Origin of the sequence: Myroides marinus, assembly GCF_900109075.1 — a bacterium.
In the GTDB taxonomy this organism is placed as follows: Bacteria; Bacteroidota; Bacteroidia; order Flavobacteriales; family Flavobacteriaceae; genus Flavobacterium; species Flavobacterium marinum_A.
Genome location: NZ_FNYS01000003.1, coordinates 191,314 through 211,858 on the forward strand (window position 1 = coordinate 191,314; position 20,545 = coordinate 211,858).

Sequence of the window (20,545 nt, forward strand, 5' to 3'; positions counted from 1 at the left end):
TAAAGTAATAGTGTGAGTAACTTTGTAACATATTGGTTACAACTGTAACAACAATAAAATCCAATTCCGTTTACAGATGTAAAAAATAGAATGTTTACATTTGTAATATTAAAAATTAAAAGTAAGATGGACTATACTTCTTTAGTAAAAAACTACACAAATAAATATGTAGCTGACAGATATGTGACAGTTGAAAATGTAGAACCTTTTTTAATGGACTTGAACCAAAACTTTAAGATAGAAGAAAAGGGGATGTCTGTAGAAGGACGGTCTATCAAAACGATTAGTTGGGGTGTTGGCTCTACTCGTATATTTATGTGGTCACAGATGCACGGAAATGAATCAACAACTACAAAAGCAGCTTTAGATTTTTTATTAATGTTGAATGACTGCAAAGAAGATTTCGTAGCTCAATGGTATCAAAAATTCACCCTATTAATAGTACCAATTTTGAACCCTGATGGAGCACATTATTATACACGTGTAAATGCTAATCAAGTTGATTTAAATAGAGACTCAATTGACCTTAGTCAACCAGAAAGTAAATTGTTAAGAAAACTCTTTGAGGAGTTCAAACCTCACTATGCATTTAACCTTCATGATCAACGTACTATTTTTGGTGTTGGAGATACTGGTAAGCCTGCTACAATATCTTTTTTAGCTCCTTCTTATAATGAAGCTCGTGAGATTAACGATAACCGTTTAGAGGCTATTAAATTGATTGTATCAATGAATGATGATTTACAAGGTGTGATACCTGGACAAGTAGGTCGATTTGATGATGGCTTTAATATTAATTGTATTGGAGACTACTTTCAGTCTCAAAATGTACCCACTATATTGTTCGAAGCAGGGCATTACCCTAATGATTATTCAAGAGAAGTAACTCGTAAGGTCGTTTTTAGAAGTCTTATTGTAGTGGTTTCTGCTATTTTTGAAAAGAATTATGATAATAATCTTGTTGATTCCTATTTAAGTATTCCAGAAAATGAGAAAAACTTCAATGACCTTAATATAGAATACGTTAAATGGAAGAAAACTGGAGATGAATATATTGTGAAAATTCAATTTTTAGAGCAATTAAAAGGGGAATATGTTAAATTTTATCCTATAATTGTTGATATTATTAAAAAAGAAACTAAATTTGTGCATCACACTATAAGTAAGAGTCTTTTCTTTAAGGAAACTTTGAATAGTATAGATGAGGCAATTAATAAGGAATTAACCGAATGTGTCGAATATGATGGCTTAGAGGTTAATAATTTATTAAAAAAATAATAAAATTTATTTTTTTTTCAGAAAATCCAAATTTTATTTAGTATTATTGTACAGAATTATAGATTATAATAAGATAAATAATTGATTTATGAGTAAATTTCGTTTAGATGAAATCGATCACCAAATCCTAGATATGTTGATTGACAATACGAGAGTTCCTTTTACAGATATAGCAAAAAAACTATTAATCTCTGCAGGTACTGTTCACGTTCGTGTTAAGAAGATGGAAGATGCTGGAATTATCCAAGGTTCTTCATTAACTTTAGACTACGAAAAATTAGGATATGCATTTATCGCATACATTGGAATTTTCTTACACAATACTTCTCAGACTAAATTCGTTTTAGAGCGTATTAATGAGATTCCATTCGTAACTGTTGCTCACGTTACAACAGGTAAGTTTAATGTATTCTGTAAGATTAGAGCTAAAAATACACGTCATGCTAAAGAGGTAATCTACATGATCGATGATATTGAAGGAGTTTACAGAACAGAATCAATGATTTCTTTAGAAGAAAGTATCAACGATAAAAAACGTTTAATGCACACTATCTTTAAAGAATTATAAGATAAGTTGCTATTAATATAGAGAAGGGAAGCCAATTTGACTTCCCTTTTTTTATACACTTTAGTTGGTATATGTATTAGTTTTGTTCATATAAACGATCTATTCCTAGTTATCTGATGGTAAATATCTAAAAATAGATGATTCTCTGTCTTGTTTATATAACTACATGACTTGTTTTAATTGAAAGCTTTAATTCTTCACTTATCCATTCTTCTTCTTTTCCTTATTTAGCTTTTGTTGGACTATTTATGGACAATATGGTGAGTTTAGTAGACTAGAGATGCTATTTGCCCAACAATAGACCTCGTAATGATTAAGCACTGTCCTACAGATCAAATTAAGAGCTAATTCTGTAAGATAGGTTAGAAGCAAAATTGATAGAAAGCCTTATTTACCAAGGAATGAAATAAGAAATTAGTCCTTCTTTTCTTTTTATTTGTATTTTTGAAAGAAAAAACATGGATTCATTAACACAAATTATACTAGGAGCTGCTGTTGGTAACGCTATAGCTGGTCGTAAGATTGGCAATAAAGCGATACTTTACGGAGCTATTGCAGGTACTATACCTGACTTAGATATTTTGTCTGTTTATTTTACTGACCCTATCACTGCTGTTGAAGTACATCGTGGTTTTACACATTCTATTCTCTTTGCTTTATTTGGAGGTGCTATCTTAGGGTATCTAATGTACTTGATTGAAAGGAAAAATAAAGTAACCATAGAAGAAGGTTTCTGGTTGTTCTTTTGGGGGTTCTTTACCCATGCTCTTTTAGATATGTTTACCACTTGGGGAACACGTTTACTATGGCCTTTTGATTATTCTTTTGCTTTTAAGTCTATATTCGTCATAGACCCTTTATATACTTTACCCTTTGCTTACTTCTTAATTCGCTCTATGCGAGAAAAGATAGATATGAATAAGAGGATGTATTATAATCGTATGGGGTTTTATGTGAGTTCTAGTTATCTGTTTATAACATTAGCGCTAAAGGCATTTGCTTTTTATAGCTTTACAGATGCTTTGTCTAAACAAGGAATTAAGTATACAGAAATGTCTGTAAAACCAACAGTGATGAATACTATCTTATGGAATGCTATTGTAGAGACAGAGGATTCGTTCCTAATAGGTGAATATTCGTTCTTTGACCATTCACCGATTACTTTTCAAGAGTTTCCTAAAAATAAAGTATTGATTAAGTCACTAGAGAATCATCCTCTAATTGTTAGGTTAGTTGATATAAGTGAAGGATACTATACCTTCTCTGAGAAGAAAGAAGAAATTTACTTTAATGATTTGCGATTTGGATTATTAAAGAATGAGGGAGAAGAGGTGCAGTTTGCGTTTAGTTATCGTTTTTACTTGGATAACAAAGGAGAACTACAGGCAGAAGAGGTTAAAAAAGACCGTAAAGATGGCGTTAAATTACTTAAAAAGCTTTGGGTTAGACTTCAAGGAATTTAATTAATGTATTTCATCCCATTTTAACTATTATAATACTAACTTATCTTTACTAATGTCTGTATATCAAAAGCATCTTCTTACTATTGTCTTAGAACAACTCCCAGAAGGAGTTAAACTTGTTGACTTTTTATCAGAGTTAGTGCATTTAAGCAAAGAAGCTTGCTATAGACGAATAAGATGTGAAGTAGAGTTTACCTTATCAGAAGTTGTACTAATAGCTAAGGCATTGAATATTAATTTGACTTCTCTTGTGATTAGAGAAGGAGGGGAGAAAGTAACTTGTAATCTTAGAGTAGTTGAAGAAGATACTCTAGTAAATAGTTATATAAAGAAGTTAGAGGCTGATTTAAATGTATTAGAGGGCTTTGATTCTAAATCTCAGCACTCAATACATTTTGTATGTAAAAATCTACCAGAGCTATTCTATTTTAGTTATGAAGGGTTGATTAAGCTTCGCCTATTAAAAATGCAATTAAATCAAGGAGGAGTTAAACCTCAACAGACTTTTAATCAGATTGTATTGACTTCTTCTCTTAAGAAGGTACATGACCAATATTGGAAAGCATTGACAGACTTTAAATTAATTGTTTATTTAGGGCCTGATTTGTTAATGGGTATCTTACGTGATATTGAGTTTTTTACTAAGATTAATCTTTTGACTTCAGAAAACAGACTTCTATTACTTGAAGAGTTAAAAGCAATCTTAGATTTAATAAGTGAAATAGGAAACACGGGTATGTTTAGAAATAAGGAGATCGATCTTTATATTTCGCATATTATTATTGAGCTTTCTCAGACTTACTTAAAATCAGAAGGATTAGAAACAACAATACTAGAATTAGAATTTCCCAATAGTTTATTGTCTTTCGATGCCTCTTTTAATGCTGCACAGTCACACCAATTAAGTGTAGTTAAACGAACGTCTACATTAATTTCTCAATCAGCAGAGGTCGAAAAAATAGCTTATCTAAATAGACAAAGAACAATCTTAAACGATATAAAGAGCAATTAGTTGCTCTTTTTTTATGTTGTATTCCTAAAGTATCTTGTCAATGCTTTATGTTCTTGTTTTTCGCTAAAAGACAAAATAGGATAGTTTGTTTTCGATTTTAGACACAAAAATGCCTTAGTTTATGGTTGATATAGTTGTTACTTGCAGGTCAACAGAATAGAGATTATAGATATGGCTAATAGAAATTTTACACTAGGAATAGAACAAGCGAGAACTTTAGATCAACAAGATGTATTAAGTAAATTTAAAGACAGGTTTTATCCGTTATCAGGTAATAAAATCTATATGGACGGCAATTCGCTAGGATTAGCCTCTAAAGATGCAGAGCAAGCCTTGTTAAAGGTGATGGAAGTGTGGAAGAATGAAGGAATCCTAATTTGGAATGCAGATAATGGGCATTATTTTAATTATGGTAAAAACCTTGGAGCACGAGTAGGTAAATTGCTTAACGCAGAAGCTAATGAAGTAATGATCACGGCGAATACTACATTAAATATCCATCAAGCAATAGCAACTTTTTGGAAACCTACAAAAGAGAGATATAAGATATTAGTAGATGATCTTAATTTTCCAACGGACAGATATGCTATAGATAGTCAGATTGCTCTTAAAGGTATGTGTATTGACGAGGTAATTAAGATTGTACCTAGTCAAGATGGTGTCTTTATAGATGAGCAGGCTGTGATAGAAGCAATGACTGAAGAGGTAGCAGTTATTCTGTTGCCATCAGTATTATATAGAAGTTCTCAATTATTAGACATGGAGCGCCTGACTAAAGAAGCACATAAGAGAGGTATTTATATCGGTTTTGATCTATGTCATTCAATAGGAGCTGTAGCTCATGATTTTAAGACTGTTCAACCAGATTTTGCTATTTGGTGTAATTATAAATACCTATCAGCAGGACCAGGTTCTACAGCAGGTATTTATATTAATCAAAAGCACTTTGACAAACAAGTAGGCTTAGCAGGTTGGTTTGGCAATAAAGATGAGACGCAGTTTCAGTTAAAACATCAGTTTGACCAAGCATTAGATATTACAGCTTATCAGACCGGTACACCTAATATATTTTCGATGGCACCATTAGAAGGGGTGATGAATATATATGAAGAAGCAGGAATGGTTAATGTAAGGGCTAAATCCTTAAACTTAACAGCTTATATGATGTATCTAATAGAAGAGCGTCTTGGAGCCTATGGGTATTCGTATAATAATGAGACTGAAGATAGTAAAAGAGGAGGTCATGTGGCTCTAGTGCACGATGAAGCATACCGTATTTGTCTAACTTTAAAGCAACATAATTTTATACCTGATTACAGAGAACCAAATGTAATCCGTTTGGCTCCTATAGCCTTATATAATTCATACGAAGAGGTTTATAAGTTAATAGATACCCTAGAATTGATTGGTAAAAATAAAGAGTGGAATAACTTTAGTAATGAAAGAGCGATAGTTATTTAAATAATACTCATACAGCACCATAGGTCTTTTATTAAAACTAGACTTTAAAATTGATTAAAAAAGGCTTTTAAACATAGGTGTTAAAAGCCTTTTTATATTTAGTTTTACTGCTGTATAAAATCCAGAATAAAGCATGATTATAGACATTAATCAACACAAAATATCAATAGGTAGTAAATATGATATTTATGTAGATAGAGAGAAGAAATACTTTGGAGATCAGAAGATCTTTAGATTGTTCGCTGAGATTCATCTGTCTTCAGAAGAGACTAAACAACAGGTGTTTATGGTGAAGAAAAAGTTCTTTTTTATCTACCCAACTTATGTATTGACTGATGCTAGAGGGCGAGAGGCTAAATTAGAAATGAAGTCATATTGGAAAACACATTATCAGTGTACGTATAATCAAAAAGTATATGATATTTATCCTCATAGAGGACGCAAGTGTTCTGTGTTTGAAAACGGAAAGCAAGTAGCTTGGTGGGATAAAGCAAGTGTATCTTGGTTTAATGGAGATAATTATCAAATCACTGCTAATGATGATGCAGATCAGCAATTCTTGATTGCTTGTTGTTTAGCTTATGATAACTATACTTATAAATCACAAGATAAAGGACTGTTTAATTATGATATAGGTAATTTAATTTTTCAAAACAGAAGTTTTGATAAAACTTGGACACCTAAGCAATCTATATAGAAAAATACACAGTATATTATTTACTAATTTATGAGTAAGGACTAGGGGTATCTAGAATATATTACCTACATTTATTGTGTAAAACAAGAACCTTAAAATACGGAGATATGAGTATTATTAAAGCAACACAACAAGAACAAGATAATTTCTTTTGGAAGATTATTGATGAGTCTAATGAAGTAAAAGATTTTGATTGGGAAGAGTACGATCAAGATGAACATATTGATCAGATGATCGACATGTTAAGTAAGACAGATAAAGAGCATTTAATCGTATTTGAAAAGGTTATGCAGCAACAGTTGCATAAGTTATATACAGCTGAAATAGCAGAGCTATATATTATTCTTAATAATGATTTCGATGTTGAAGAAGATGTGATTGACTTTGATGACACGATATCTGATGATGCTTTTATCTATTTTAGATGTTGGTTATTATTAAAAGGAAAAGACTTTGTAGCAGAAATATCTAAAGACATTCAGGCTTTTGTCAATGGAGAGTATAGCTTTGACATAGGAGATTGTGATGGTGAGGAGCTTCTGTATGTTGCAGATTTAGCTAATGAAGAGATGAATGGTGTAGAAGAGTCAGAAGAGATTAGAGATGCTATTTATGAATCATTCCCAGAGGTAGTTAACTATGATGATGCAGATGTGAAGATGAATAGAGAAGTAAAAGGAGGAACAGAACTACAAAAACTGTATCCAGATTTAGTAGAAGAGATTTGTGATGTCCGTTCAGACATCGAAGAATAAATAATGAGAAAAGTTTAAGGTTTTAAATCTTAAACTTTTTTTTTTGACTAAAGCACAAGTATCAGTACCTTGAGCTATTATTTTTTTAAAAGAAAGGTATATGAAACAACCATATAAACTAGTGTTGAGAACAGTTGTTCTATTTGCATCTATTCTTGCTGTAACTAGTGTTAGTGCTCAGCGTATAGAGAAGGATTATAAGAATAATCTAACCTATTATCACTACGGATATAATGCTAAGTTAGAGAAGAGCTTTTTCGGAGGGCTTGTATTCTCAGATAATAGAGGGAATAAAGTAGAATATTCTAAAGAGTATATAGAAAAAGAATATCCAGAACTTATAGACAATGAAGAAGGTCAAAGAATGTTTCTAATGGATCATATCAGTAGGTATAAATATACTTCAGGGTACGAAGCAGGATATAAGATAGATTTTTCAGGTAAAGTTATTATAGAAGACAACAGAGGGAATAAAATAGAATACAGTACAGACTTCTTTGGCAATAAAGTATTCGAGGATAAAAGCAGAGGAATCAAACGTACTATAGGAAAGGATATATTAGGAACCTATAACTATAAATCGGGAAGAGAATCAGCCTCTCTAAAGAAGAATATCTTTGATCGATGGGAGTATCAAGATAGTGAGAAGAACAAAGTAGAAATGAGTATTAATACTTGGGCTAAATATCTAGCAGAGTATAGAAGTGAAGAAGCTGTTTTTCTATATTTAATCAATCAATATCTGAGTAAAGGACAGGAGTGGAGTTGGTATTTTTAATGATTTCATTACTTTAAGTAATACATTAATACAGGTAATTAAAAAGGCATTAAACATGAGGATTATATGTTTTGTATTTATCGTTTTTTGTACCATTAAGCTACAAGCGCAGAAGATAGAGGTGGATAAAGATGGGAATCTATCTTGTGTTTACTTTGCAAGTTCAGCTTCATTAAAAAAAGGCTTTGCTAATAGCTTAGTTTATAAGGATAGAAACTGGAACGAAATAGAGTTTACAAAGGATTACTTAAACCTAGAATACAAAGGAATAAGAGATGATGAGAGTTTGAGGATTAAGTTTTTTAGTGAGCTTATAGAGCGTTTTAAGCCTATTGCTAGGTATCAGGCTACTTATGAGGTAAAGGGATTCGATAGAGTTCATATCAAAAGTAAGGACAACAATGTCGATTTTGAATACAAAACCAATATTCATGGATATAAGGTTTATAAAGATCTAAATACGGGTTTTGAAGCAACGATTAAGAAGAATATTTTTGATAATTATGAGTATAGAGCTAATGGCGATACTGCTACTTTAAAAAAGAAGTTTAACGATAGCAGGGAATACAGTGATAACAAGAAAAATAATATTGTTATATCAAGTAAAAGGTGGAATCAATGGATAGCAAAATACCATACGGATGAAGGAGTGTTATTTTACTTAGTAAGTATATATTTAAATGAATAAGATGGCAGAAGAAATATTTATAAATAAAAAAGAAGATATCATTATTCCTTTTGATTATATCGGTGATGAGCTTTGGCAGAGTAATACAGAGCGCATTATAACGGCTTTAGATGAATTGTGGAGCAATGATAAAGCTAATCCAATCCCAATAGAAGAAATAGAAGCTTTAGAACTAAGATTAGGAGCAAGTTTACCTGATACACTAAAGCTATTTTATCAGACTTTTGGTATAGCTGATATAGGGGAAGAGTTACAGCAGTTCAGCGATATTGATTATATAATCAAAATATGGGAACCTCACCCAGAGTATGGGCCAGACTTTACAGCAGAAGATATGGCTGTATTGCCTTCTCTTATTACTTTTAGTGAGTATTTAGGCAATGGCAATATGTTTTGTTTTCATAAGGATACTAAAGAGATTTATTACTTTGATCACGATAGCCAGCCTTATATCACTAAGCTTTTCAATTCTTTTGATGATTACCTAAAGGGATGTTTAGTCTTTGCACAGGCAGATCTGTTTGGAGATGTAGAGCAAGATCTAGTGGAACAGTGGGCAGAAGAGGTAGTCTGTGACCTAGTTGGAGAGGATATCGTAAGAAAATGGATGTATTAATTAATTAGAGTAAATAATGAATTGGAATGATTTTCAAAACAAGTATCAGTTTGAAGAAGTAGTATATACGCTAACTAAACAATCTATAGAGATTGTAAGTAAGTCAGCTATAAAAGAAGAACGCTTTTGTTCTTTCGCATTTAATTGTAGCGCTTATAATGGCTATGTTTTATTGAGTTTAGATACAGATGAGCTCAATAGAGCTAGGAAGTTTTATCCACCAGATTGGACATACGAGGTAGTTGATGATTACATTGAGGAGCTGCGAGAGCTATGGGGACGTGAATATGAGCCAATAGAAGATGAATATTTCAGTATTGTTGAGAATTTGGATGATCAAGTATTGTTTGAGAATTTTACAAATGGTTTTTTAACTAGTTTGCGAAAGGTAATGGCAAGATTAGAACGAGATAAAGTACTTTCGACTTATTTAAAGACGACAACAGATGTCTGGACACTAGTAACAGAGATAGATGCAGACGAAGAGGAGGAAGAGCGCCTATTAGAAGTAGAACGCCAAAATATTTAGACTGATAATCAGGTTTTTATTGTAAAGTTTCTTGTGTTTTTATATATTGTAGGTATACAAGATAGATACTATGAAAGAAAAGAACCAAGAGACTAAATTTATCAGAGTGTTAGGTATTGTGGCTACAGTAATGTCTATTGCAATGTATGTGTCTTATATACCTCAGATCATAGGTAATCTAAACGGAAATAAAAGTGATTATATACAGCCTTTAGTAGCATCTATAAATTGTTCTCTTTGGGTCGTATATGGGGTAAAGAAGAAAGGCTGGCCTATAGCATCAGCCAATGCACCAGGTGTGTTATTTGGATTGTTTGCCTGTATTACAGCATTGATATAAAGTAAAAGGGAGAGTATACCACATACTCTCCCTTTTACTTTATAGATATCTCTTTTTGACTAGTTTATTTACCCTACTCATTAAGATAATACTTATGATAGATACTACTACTAATACATATGCTACAATATCGTAGTTAATCAACGGGCTGTTCTCATGTTCTTGATAGACAATTAACCCAGCGATAGCAGCAGCTACACCACCAGATATTTGTTGTAAAGAAGATGTTATACTCATATAAGCACCTCTGTCTGCAGTTTCGGGTACAGCACTATTAAGAGCAGATGAAGGTACCATACGACTCATAATACCTATCATCATACAAATATTTGTAAGGATAACTAACCAAAATGGTATATGGAAGAAGTTAGTGTATACTACACATACTATCATCAACCAAATAGTAGCTATAGTAAATAGCTTGAACTTGTTTATTCTATCACTTAAGCGTCCTATGAAGGGCATCAGAGTAAGAGATGTTACTCCTGATATCATAAATAGTATTGGTAATTGATCAGGGTGTACACCTAAGTTGTTTACAGCAAAGATAGTTCCGAATGGCATCATCATAAATCCTCCTACAGATAACATAGTGATAGACATAAATCCAATTCTATACTCTTTGTTCTTAAGTGTATTCCATAGATGAGCCATAGCCTTCTTCTGTGGCTGTAGACTTAAATGTTCTCTTACAGGTTTTAAATAAAGAGCAATGCAAATAGCAATAACAATAGACATGGCAACAATCATAAAGAAAGGAGCTTCCCAAAACCATTTATTGGCAATGTATAGCCCAATAGGAATACCTAGTACTTGGCTAGCTCCGAATCCCATTTGCACAAAGCTCATCACACGCCCTCGCTGTTGTAGAGTAAAGATATCAGTGATAATAGCCATAGAGATAGATCCGATAACTCCTCCAAATAATCCTGTGAAGATACGCGCTAACACCAATGTTATATATGAATTGGCCAATCCACAGAATAGCGTTCCAATAATAAAGCCGATATAAAAAAACAGCAATAATTTTTTGCGGTCATATTTATCTGCAAAGCCTGCAGTAAGTAGTCCAGATGCTCCTGCACTAAACGCATAGGCTGATACGGCTATACCGAAATCCTGTGCAGTCATAGACAAGCTTTTTAATAGTAAGTCTCCTAGAGGAGCCATGACCATAAAGTCTAGTACCACTGTGAACTGTGTTATAGCTAAAATGAAGATTACAAACTTTTCATAGCTTGTAAAAACTTGATTGTTTACTTTACTCATATTGTTGTTTATACTTGTTGGGCTAATCTATGTATTATAATCCTAAATACCGCATAAGCCTTGTACTAGAAGCTAATTCTACACAACCACTCTTTTACCTACCTTACAACTATACTTCATAGTATGTTGTCTCTTCGGTTTAGAGATAATAAGTGTAATTAACTCGTGTTTATAGGGCTATTGCTTAATCTAGTATAATTAGAATAATTTTAATTAAGAGTGTATTTAAAATTATTTGATTACTTAGAGTCCTTGTGAATGCTAAGATTTTAGGGTTGAGAGCTTTAATACAGAATTAAATTAGCAAGCGACAAATATAAGTGATTATTCTTTTTTATATATTTGATTTGTGAAAAGACTGTGTTATTTATAAAGATTTAAAACAATATTGAAATACATAGCTTTTGAGAATAAAAAAATAGCTAAAAGAAAGAATGAATATTACCCATTACAAAAAGAGATATAATGAACTCTCTAAACAATTTAGAGAAATTTATAATAATCACGATATCTCAATAGACTTGTTTGATCTATTATACGAGTTACAAGCAGAAGATCAGACAGTAGAGAATAAAACTTTACAATGCCACATATATGCTCTGTTAGAGTATTGGCAGACTGCTTATAAACTATTATTAGAAGTATCGGATTCTAATGATTCTAAAGTTAAATCTAAACTGTTTGTTTTTTCAGAGAAGGCAAAGACGTATAAAGATACTTTTGGATTAAAAGATGTTCGTAAAACAAGAGAAAAGAAAGAAGTACCTATCTTGAGTTTAGATGACTTTATAGAACAAGAAGAAGGGAGTAACCAGTATAATTTAAACACTAAAAGAATAGTGGTGTTTAATCAATATTGTCCTACAGATAGGTTTAAAGTAAGTACATCAAGTGATCTTTCAGATATGGATAAGTTAGAGTTGATAGAGTACTTACATTGGCTTACTGATCTGAGAAGCCCACTTATAGAATTTTATAATAGTGATAAGAATGGTTATTTACCATTTATAGAAGGAAAGGCTGATGATCATTGGTATGATACACTAGAAATATATAGTACTAATATTAGATATTTTAAATCGGGACATATAGAGACTACTATATCTATGGGAGATCAACTTATCACAGATCATATTATAGATTTGGTGATAGATAATAAAGTTTGCGTCGAAATGAACTTTGACGGATAGTAAAAAAGCCCTGAGTTACTCAGGGCTTTTTTGGCGAATAGTGTGAAATTAAATCTAGATTATACTTAAACCCAGATTCCGTATTAGCCAAATACTACGAGCTAATTCTACTTTATATCTCTTTCACTTCTTCTAAAACCATACTATAGTATGCTTTTTTCATAAGTTTAGAGCTATTTTGTATAATTCACTCTCGTTAATTTGTCTATCGCAGAATCTGGGTTTAATTCGATATTGTAATATCCTTTCCTTATAAGTTTTGGGATATCTATCATATTTAATTCTTATCAGTTAGTCTCTTGTATTGTTTTTTGGTAGTCTTCTAGTAATTTATCTAAGAATGTGAATATAGCTTGATTCATTATTGTGTAGTCAAAACTTCTGATTACTTCAGGAGATTGTACAAAGGCCTTATCAATATTACATGCAATACTTTCAGAGTCATTAGCAATTAGTAAGTCTATAACCTCAGGAGTGAATTCTAGATGGCATTGTAAGCCATATACTAGATTTGAATACTCTATTATTTGTCTAGGGCATCCTGCACTAGTAGCTATGATTACGGCATCTGGTGTAAGTCCAGGCATATCATTATGCCAGTGTCCTACAGGTAGTATTTCGCCAAAGTGTTTAAACTTAGGATGTGTCTTTCCTTCTTCAGTAAGTGTTATAGGCCATACACCGATTTCTTTTTCAGGACTATGACTAAATGCACAACATAAAGCTTCTCCTATAAGTTGTGCACCTAAGCAGATACCTACTACGGCTTTATTAGCTTTGATACATTTTAAGATTAGTTCCTTCTCTTTTTGTGCATCGAAGTACGGACATTCATCTGTGGTGGTGATAGGATCTTGTGGTCCACCTAAAACTAGTAAGAGGTCTATGTGTTCTGCTGAGGTAGGTAATACATTGTATTCATATAATTTGGTCATACTAGTACTGTGATTATTTTCTATAGCCCAATTTACTAGAGCTCCAGGAGCCTCAAATTCTTCGTGTATTACAAAATGTATATGCATAGTTGTTTTATTTAGTGGCAAAAGTAATCTGCTCATAAAAGGTAGTTGTAGTCCAGATTTATCAAAATTTCCTAGTCCAAATCCCTTATATATAAAGGAAGATTGTTTTGTATTCTGTTAGTTTTACTAAACTGTGTTAAATACTTATAGTAATACTTGTTTTATTGTTTTAAAAACGTTTATAAATGATTAAATAGTTATAAAATAAGGTTTAAATAATATTATTGTGGCTAGCTGTCTTGTTTTGTTGTGTTTTTGATAATAGTTGATGTAGTTTTGTATGAGGTGATTAACCCCACATTCACAGTGTAACGTATGAGAAAACAATTACTAAAAGCAAGTTTGTTAAGTATCTTTTTACTAGCAGTTAGTACTAATGTGCAAGCACAGCGTAGTGCTGAGAAAAAAGCTGATAAAGAGTATAGTAAGTTAGCATATATAGATGCTATTAAGATATATGAAAAGATGGCCAAAAAAGGCTATGTCAATGCTGACATTCTTATGAAGTTATCAGATTCATATTATTTCAATGGTAAACTATTAGAGGCTAATAAGTGGTATAATGAACTGTTTAACGGTCAGTATGACGATAAGAATTCAGTAACTATACCTTCTGAGTATTATTATAGATATGCACAAACTCTTAAAGCAGCTGAGCAATACGATGAGTCTAAGAGAGTAATGGAACAATTTGTTGCATTAGAGAAAGGAGATTCTAGATCAAAGCTTTATTTAGTTAATAAAGATTATCTAAATAATATAAAAGACCATGCTTCTCGTTATACACTGACAAATACTACTATTAATACACCTTATTCTGATTATGGTGCAGCTGTAGTAGGAGACCAATTGATTTTTACTTCTGCTAGGCCTTCTGATAAGTTATCTAGTAAGAAATTACACGAGTGGACTAATGAGAGTTTTACTACTTTATATAGCAGTACTATTTTAGCAGATGGTAAGATGGGTGAGCCTGTAGTGTATGCACCAGAGTTGAGCTCAAAAGTAAATGATGCTACAGCAGTTTTCACTAAGGATGGAAAGACTATGTTCTTTACACGTAACAACTCTAATCAAAAAGGGAAACGCAAGAACAATAAAAAGAATTCTTCTTTATTAAAAATATACAGCGCAACCAAGCAGTCTAATGGCACTTGGGGAGACATTAGAGAATTACCTATTAACTCAGACAACTTTAATACAGCCCATCCTGCGTTAACGCCAGATAACGAATGGTTATATTTCTCGTCAGATAGAGAAGATGTAGATGGACAAGGGCAATCTGATATTTATAGAGTAGCTCTATATCCTAATCATGTATATGGAGGAATCGAGAATATAGGTAAACAAGTTAATACAGCAGGTAGAGAGACATTTCCTTTTATCTCTTCAGATAACTATTTGTTCTTTGCTTCAGATGGGCATCCAGGTTTAGGAGGGTTAGATATCTTCTCAGCGAAGATCGATAAGAATGGAAAGATAGGAGAGGTAGTGAATGTAGGAGCTCCTATTAATAGCCCTTTTGATGACTTTTCTATCTATATAAGTAGAGAGTCTAATTCAGGTTATGTGAGTTCTAATAGACCTGATGGATTAGGAGGGGATGATATTTACTCTTTTATCAAAAAAGCTTGTCTAGACTATATAAAAGGAACTGTATATGATATCAAGACTAATAAGGGTATTCCTAATGCTACTGTAGTTATCTCTGATGGACTATATGAGAAATCTAAAACAATCAAGACAGATGAACACGGTAATTATAGTTCAGAGTCTTTAGACTGTAGTGATAAATACCGTATTAAGGCAGAAGCTACTGATTATAGTACAGTAGAGCTAGTCTTTGCTTCTCCTGATGTAACTGGTGATAAAGTGGTTAATTTAGGATTAGATAAAGCTTCACAATCAGTAGGTATAAATGATGATTTATTTAAGAAACTTAAATTACAACCAATATACTTTGACTTTGACAAGTCGTTTATCCGTCGAGATGCTTCGATTGAACTAATCAAAGTTGTTGAGGTAATGAAGGAATATCCTACAATGAAGATAGATGTACGTTCACATACAGATAGTAGAGGTAATGATATGTATAACTTAGCATTATCTGATAGACGTGTGAAAGCAACTATCCAATGGATGATTTCTCAAGGAATAGACCCTAGTAGATTAACTGGTAGAGGATATGGAGAAACACAATTACAAAACAATTGTTCAAATGGAGTGCCGTGTAGTGAAGCTGCACACCAAATGAATAGAAGAAGTGAATTTATTGTGACAGAGTTATAACAAAAAAGCGGCTATTGCCGCTTTTTTAGTTAACAGTTGTTGCCTACGGCATCATGTAAACTACGTTACGCAATAGTCTCTTGACTTTGCGTTCATCATAATCAATATCCACAAACCTTGTCCTTCTGACGATAGGAAGAATCGCACTCGAAACTCCACATTGTATATTGTATGAATTAGGATTTAAAGATTAAGGGATTGATAAGATGATTGTGTTATATATTACCTTCAGGCAGCAACACAAATAGGGCGTCAAAGTAGAGATGGATTATTATCCAGGTAACATAAACAATATTAGATCTATTAGCATAAAATAGTAGGGGGCGAATTACTATTCGCTCCCTACAACATATACTATATTCTGTGTGGGAATATTTTGGAAAGAAGAATAAGGTATTTCTCAAAAGAGTTGTCATCCCTCATTCTTCATTGAAAATTATAAAAGGTTTTTTCTCAGTTCTTCAGCTGATTTAGGAGATAATGCTCCTAGAGGAATATCATAAGCTGTGATAGCGCCGATTTGTCCTTGTTGAGCTAGTTTATACACTGCACGAGAGAAAGCAACTAATACACTAGATGTAAACTCAGGGTTACTCTCTAAAGTAAGTCCAAACTCTATATTCTGTTTTGTATCTGTGCCCGTTATACCAGATCTAAATACTTTACCACCATGAGGCATAGCAGAGTGATTTGCTTTTAATTCCTCTTCAGAGATAAAGTGAACAGTAGTGTTGTATTCTGCGAAGTAGTTAGGCATTGTTTTGATCGCATGCTCTATCGTTGCTGTGTTAGCACCATCTTCAGCTACTACATAACAAATGCGTTCGTGTTTCTCAGCTGTAGTTAATACAGGGTTTTCACCTTGGCGTACTCTTTCTAATGCACTTTCAATAGGAATAGTGTATTGTACACCACCTTTTACACCAGAGATACGTCTAATCGCGTCAGAGTGTCCTTGACTAAGTCCTTTTCCCCAGAACGTATAAGTCTCTCCTTGAGGTAAGATACTTTCTCCTAACAATCTCAACATAGAGAATAGTCCTGGATCCCAACCTGTAGAGATTAAGCTTAGTTTATGATGGTCTTTAGCAGCTTTATTTACAGTCTCAAAGAATTCAGGAATTTTAGCATGTGTATCAAAGCTATCTACCGTATTAAACCATTGAGCGATATAAGGTACTTGTTCAGGTAAGTCTGTAGAAGACCCACCGCATATAATCATTACATCGATGATGTCTTTATAATCTGTGATTTGATCTATATGAACAGTCTTTGCTGAGGTATTAATATCTTGAGGATTTCGTCTCGTAAAGATAGCCACAAGCTCCATGTCAGCATTCTGACGGATAGCTAATTCTACCCCTTTACCTAAGTTTCCGTAACCTACGATACCTATTTTGATAGGATTGTGATTAGAAGTAATCATATTGTATTATTGTTTTAAAAAGTGTGTATAATCCCTATGAAGGGAGGTTAGTTTATAAGCGGGCTAATTTAGGTAAAATATAAAGAAGCTGAATTTAATTAAGAATTTAAAATGAGAAATTGTTGGCAGTTTACAATAATGAATTATTTTTTTGCATTCAGTAGTAGTAGGAAATTGCCATTTGATTTTTCCTCAAGAATACCATTTTCTTCGGGAGTTTATCGGGCTGTCTTTTGGAGTTCTTCGCAAAACAGGCTTTCAGTCCGAAGAAATACTGAACTCTTCCGAAAGGCTTCCGAAGGAATGAGTATTTGTTTAGCTACTGAATTATAGTGTGTTATGTTTTTTAAAATGGAAAAAAGTGGAAGTATTTGGAAGATAATGGATAAAAGGAGAAGTATTTGGAAAAAAGTGGAACAAGATAAATACGTGTAGTCTATCCAAATAACAAAATAACAAACTACAAAAAACATTTCCCTATTTTTGTCTTACAACAAAAGAAGAAAACATGACAGATGCACAGCATATCATAGATAAGATAGATAATTATTTAGATAAATTCAGTTTAAAGACTAGTACAGCTACTACAGAGGAGTTGATTGCTTTTATAGAAGAGCAGTGGAAGCAGGCAGATGAGGTAAAGTACACAATTTATCAAAGCTATATTATTATAGGACGTATGGTGAATGAGTATATTAAGCAAGGGAGTTTTGGGCAGATGATGTTTTGGCTTGAAGAAGGAGATAAACATACAAGAGCTAACGATAACCCAGAGTATATTAGAAATTATTATAAAGGAGAATGTTGCTTGAGTTGTGGGAATGAGGAAAAAGCATTGTATTATCTTAATCTGTGTTATGCAGTAGAGCCTGACTATATCTTCAGTAGAGCTCCTTTTTGTTACAAATTCTTTAATCAACACTTAGAACATCCTAGAGAATTGGTTGAGCCAGAGTATGATGATGAGATAGAAGTAGAGGGAGAATTAGAGTTACCTCTGTGGGCTTCCTTCTTTCAAATTAAAGATACAATTCGCTGTGAGGTGATGCTAGACTATATGGAAGAGGAAGTGACTGAAGAAGAGGCGGAAGATCTTTTGCAGAAGACTATGAAATACATTGAAGAGAAACAGGAGGTTATCTTAGATAGACTACTAGATCAATTATTGCTAAAGTATAAAGAGTGGCAACCTCGTTATGGTTATGAAGGTGCAGATAAAGAGGCTTTTATGCCTGATGTAGAAAATAAGGAGCAATTTGGGAGATTGATTACTCCATTAGTTATTTATATTATAATAGAGTCTCTTGATGATAAACCACATATAGGCTATTTGTTTGATTGTTCGTGGGATAGTGAGCATGCATTGGGCTTTATGACTTATGATAATAAAGTAAAGGATATAGGAGGAGCAGATACTGCGTTTTGTATATAAAAATGGAAATGGAGAAAATTCAAATAGAGTTTTCTCTTTTTTTATATAAATAGTTCTATACCTTACACTGTGGTAACAGTAATTTTAAATTGATTGATAAAGTAAGGTTTTTATTAAAGATTTGGTAATTTGTAAGTAATGATAACCTAAAATACGAAAGGTAAGTTTGTATTAGCAAAAAAATATAAACTAATGAAAATTAACTACAAATTACCTGTATGGGTTTTGGGTTTAATCATGACTTCTTCTATAGTAAGTTGTAATGATGATAACACTTCTAACAATGGGTCTGAAGGCAACAATGGCGACAAAATTGAGCTGAAAAACCATTCAAAAACACCTGCATTTGTATATGCAATGCCAGGTTTTGAAAAATTAGAAATATTCTCACTGATTTCAAGTGAGGATAAACTTAGTGAATCACCAGATTTTGTTTTTGGAGGACAACCTGATGGAGCAGGATTTATGAAAAATCCAAAAGGAGAAGGCTTCCTGATGATTACTAATCATGAAATCATGCAGTCTGTATCTCGAGTTTATTTAGACAAGACTTTTAAACCTGTAAAAGGAGAGTATATTGTTGATGGTATTGGAGGTATTACTAGACTTTGTTCTGCTACTCTGGCTAAACCTGAGGTTCATGGATTTGGGCCTGTGTTTTTAACCGCAGGAGAATCAGGTGAAGAAAGTATGGTACATGCTGTGGATCCTATGGGATCAACTGATTTAAAATCGAATACTGATCGTGTATTACCAGCATTGGGTAAAGCGAGTATGGAAAATGCTGTTCCTCTACCTTCTGATGTATCTAATGGAAAGACTATTATTTTAATTGGAGAAGATCAAGGTTATGGATCGAGCCACCAGAGTGCTGGACAATTAATTATGTATGTTGGAAATAAAGGAGATTTAAATGGAGGAAAGTTATATGCGTTAAAGAGAAAATCTGGCGGATATACTGAAATGGATATGGAGAAAGGAAAAGAATATGAGGTTGAGTTTGTAGAAATTCCTGGAGCAAAAGATCTAACTGGAGCACAGATCAATCAAAAGAATATGGATTTAGGTGCGATTAGATTTTCTAGAGTAGAGGACGTTGATTATAGAAAAGGAGCTGGTAAAGGTAATGAAGTTTACTTCACAGCAACTGGACAAGCTAGTGGTGGTAATCCTGTAAAAGGATATACGATGTGGGGGAGAGTTTATAAGTTAGTATTAGATAAGAGTGGTATGATGACGGGTAAATTATCTGTAGCTGCTGAAGGAGATAGTAATCCAGGTAAAAACTTGATTAATCCAGATAACTTATGTGTGACTGAGAACTATGTGTACATCCAAGAGGATGGAGATTCGTATTACGCAGATGCTAAGCATGACTCGTATATCTGGCAATATAAAATAGCTGATGGTACTTATAAGCCATGGTTGAATATGAAACATAATCGCGATAATGCTGAATGGCAAAAGAACTATAACCAGTCTGGTAACCTTCAGAAGTTTGGTTCATGGGAATTTGGTGCTATGGAAGATATTTCTGACTTAGTAGGTGTGCCGGGAACATTCTCTGTAAATATTCACTCACATACATGGCAGAAAGATGAGTTTGCAAATGCTGATAAAGCAGGAGTAAACAAGAATAAAGAGGGAGGTCAAGTAGTGATCATCCGCAACGTTGAAAGATAGATTTAGAATATAGTGTTTTGTAACCTCTGGTGGTATAGTTAATATACTG

The 20,545-nt window shown here is 32.9% G+C and carries 19 protein-coding genes; 16 read left to right on the plus strand and 3 right to left on the minus strand.

The window, feature by feature from the left end; all coding sequences use genetic code 11:
• Positions 1 to 90 precede the first annotated feature (90 nt).
• The 12 genes from BMX53_RS05355 to BMX53_RS05410 all read left to right on the plus strand — a co-directional run bounded on the left by BMX53_RS05355 (position 91) and on the right by BMX53_RS05410 (position 10,185).
• Complete coding sequence (locus BMX53_RS05355; RefSeq protein WP_244154472.1) at positions 91 to 1,278, plus strand: M14 family metallopeptidase; 1,188 nt, start codon at positions 91 to 93, stop codon at positions 1,276 to 1,278.
• Positions 1,279 to 1,366: 88 nt separating this feature from the next.
• Entirely contained in the window at positions 1,367 to 1,846 is a 480-nt protein-coding gene (locus BMX53_RS05360; RefSeq protein ID WP_006258948.1) for an Lrp/AsnC family transcriptional regulator, read from the plus strand.
• Between the two features lie 458 nt (positions 1,847 to 2,304).
• A complete protein-coding gene (locus tag BMX53_RS05365; RefSeq protein WP_074744990.1) occupies positions 2,305 to 3,309 on the plus strand; it encodes a metal-dependent hydrolase in 1,005 nt (334 codons plus the stop codon).
• Positions 3,310 to 3,361: 52 nt separating this feature from the next.
• Positions 3,362 to 4,321 carry a hypothetical protein gene (locus tag BMX53_RS05370; protein ID WP_074744992.1) on the plus strand — a complete coding sequence of 320 codons (960 nt, stop codon included), beginning with the start codon at positions 3,362 to 3,364 and terminating at the stop codon, positions 4,319 to 4,321.
• Positions 4,322 to 4,492: 171 nt separating this feature from the next.
• Positions 4,493 to 5,782 (plus strand): kynureninase, encoded by a 1,290-nt coding sequence (gene kynU, locus BMX53_RS05375; protein ID WP_074744994.1) that lies wholly within the window; start codon positions 4,493 to 4,495, stop codon positions 5,780 to 5,782.
• A 133-nt stretch (positions 5,783 to 5,915) separates the two neighbouring features.
• Positions 5,916 to 6,479: an LURP-one-related family protein gene (locus tag BMX53_RS05380; protein ID WP_038987347.1), complete on the plus strand. Its 564-nt coding sequence runs from the start codon at positions 5,916 to 5,918 to the stop codon at positions 6,477 to 6,479.
• 107 nt (positions 6,480 to 6,586) lie between these two features.
• A complete protein-coding gene (locus tag BMX53_RS05385) occupies positions 6,587 to 7,234 on the plus strand; it encodes a DUF4240 domain-containing protein (protein ID WP_038987348.1) in 648 nt (215 codons plus the stop codon).
• Between the two features lie 100 nt (positions 7,235 to 7,334).
• Positions 7,335 to 8,012 carry a hypothetical protein gene (locus tag BMX53_RS05390; RefSeq protein WP_052243584.1) on the plus strand — a complete coding sequence of 226 codons (678 nt, stop codon included), beginning with the start codon at positions 7,335 to 7,337 and terminating at the stop codon, positions 8,010 to 8,012.
• 55 nt (positions 8,013 to 8,067) lie between these two features.
• Positions 8,068 to 8,700 carry a hypothetical protein gene (locus BMX53_RS05395; RefSeq protein WP_038987349.1) on the plus strand — a complete coding sequence of 211 codons (633 nt, stop codon included), beginning with the start codon at positions 8,068 to 8,070 and terminating at the stop codon, positions 8,698 to 8,700.
• A 1-nt stretch (position 8,701) separates the two neighbouring features.
• Positions 8,702 to 9,316, plus strand: coding sequence for an SMI1/KNR4 family protein (locus BMX53_RS05400; RefSeq protein ID WP_038987360.1), 615 nt, complete (start codon positions 8,702 to 8,704; stop codon positions 9,314 to 9,316).
• A gap of 16 nt (positions 9,317 to 9,332) precedes the next feature.
• Positions 9,333 to 9,845: a hypothetical protein gene (locus BMX53_RS05405; protein WP_038987350.1), complete on the plus strand. Its 513-nt coding sequence runs from the start codon at positions 9,333 to 9,335 to the stop codon at positions 9,843 to 9,845.
• Between the two features lie 70 nt (positions 9,846 to 9,915).
• Entirely contained in the window at positions 9,916 to 10,185 is a 270-nt protein-coding gene (locus BMX53_RS05410; RefSeq protein WP_038987351.1) for a SemiSWEET family transporter, read from the plus strand.
• Between the two features lie 39 nt (positions 10,186 to 10,224).
• Here BMX53_RS05410 and BMX53_RS05415 read toward each other — a convergent pair whose 3' ends face one another.
• Positions 10,225 to 11,454: an MFS transporter gene (locus tag BMX53_RS05415; RefSeq protein WP_038987679.1), complete on the minus strand. Its 1,230-nt coding sequence runs from the start codon at positions 11,452 to 11,454 to the stop codon at positions 10,225 to 10,227.
• Between the two features lie 434 nt (positions 11,455 to 11,888).
• Between BMX53_RS05415 and BMX53_RS05420 the strand changes: the two genes are divergently transcribed.
• Positions 11,889 to 12,644 (plus strand): hypothetical protein, encoded by a 756-nt coding sequence (locus BMX53_RS05420; RefSeq protein ID WP_038987678.1) that lies wholly within the window; start codon positions 11,889 to 11,891, stop codon positions 12,642 to 12,644.
• Positions 12,645 to 12,931: 287 nt separating this feature from the next.
• Here the strand turns inward: BMX53_RS05420 and BMX53_RS05425 are convergent, their stop codons facing one another.
• Complete coding sequence (locus BMX53_RS05425; protein WP_240485516.1) at positions 12,932 to 13,702, minus strand: glutamine amidotransferase-related protein; 771 nt, start codon at positions 13,700 to 13,702, stop codon at positions 12,932 to 12,934.
• 279 nt (positions 13,703 to 13,981) lie between these two features.
• Between BMX53_RS05425 and BMX53_RS05430 the strand changes: the two genes are divergently transcribed.
• Positions 13,982 to 15,955: an OmpA family protein gene (locus BMX53_RS05430; protein ID WP_038987676.1), complete on the plus strand. Its 1,974-nt coding sequence runs from the start codon at positions 13,982 to 13,984 to the stop codon at positions 15,953 to 15,955.
• A gap of 436 nt (positions 15,956 to 16,391) precedes the next feature.
• On the opposite strand, the gene BMX53_RS05435 is transcribed toward BMX53_RS05430, so the two are convergent.
• Positions 16,392 to 17,381 (minus strand): diaminopimelate dehydrogenase, encoded by a 990-nt coding sequence (locus BMX53_RS05435; RefSeq protein ID WP_038987675.1) that lies wholly within the window; start codon positions 17,379 to 17,381, stop codon positions 16,392 to 16,394.
• A gap of 508 nt (positions 17,382 to 17,889) precedes the next feature.
• Here BMX53_RS05435 and BMX53_RS05440 point away from each other — a divergent pair.
• Positions 17,890 to 18,813, plus strand: coding sequence for a DUF6985 domain-containing protein (locus BMX53_RS05440; protein ID WP_038987674.1), 924 nt, complete (start codon positions 17,890 to 17,892; stop codon positions 18,811 to 18,813).
• A 192-nt stretch (positions 18,814 to 19,005) separates the two neighbouring features.
• Positions 19,006 to 20,496 carry a PhoX family protein gene (locus tag BMX53_RS05445; protein ID WP_038987673.1) on the plus strand — a complete coding sequence of 497 codons (1,491 nt, stop codon included), beginning with the start codon at positions 19,006 to 19,008 and terminating at the stop codon, positions 20,494 to 20,496.
• Positions 20,497 to 20,545: the final 49 nt, after the last annotated feature.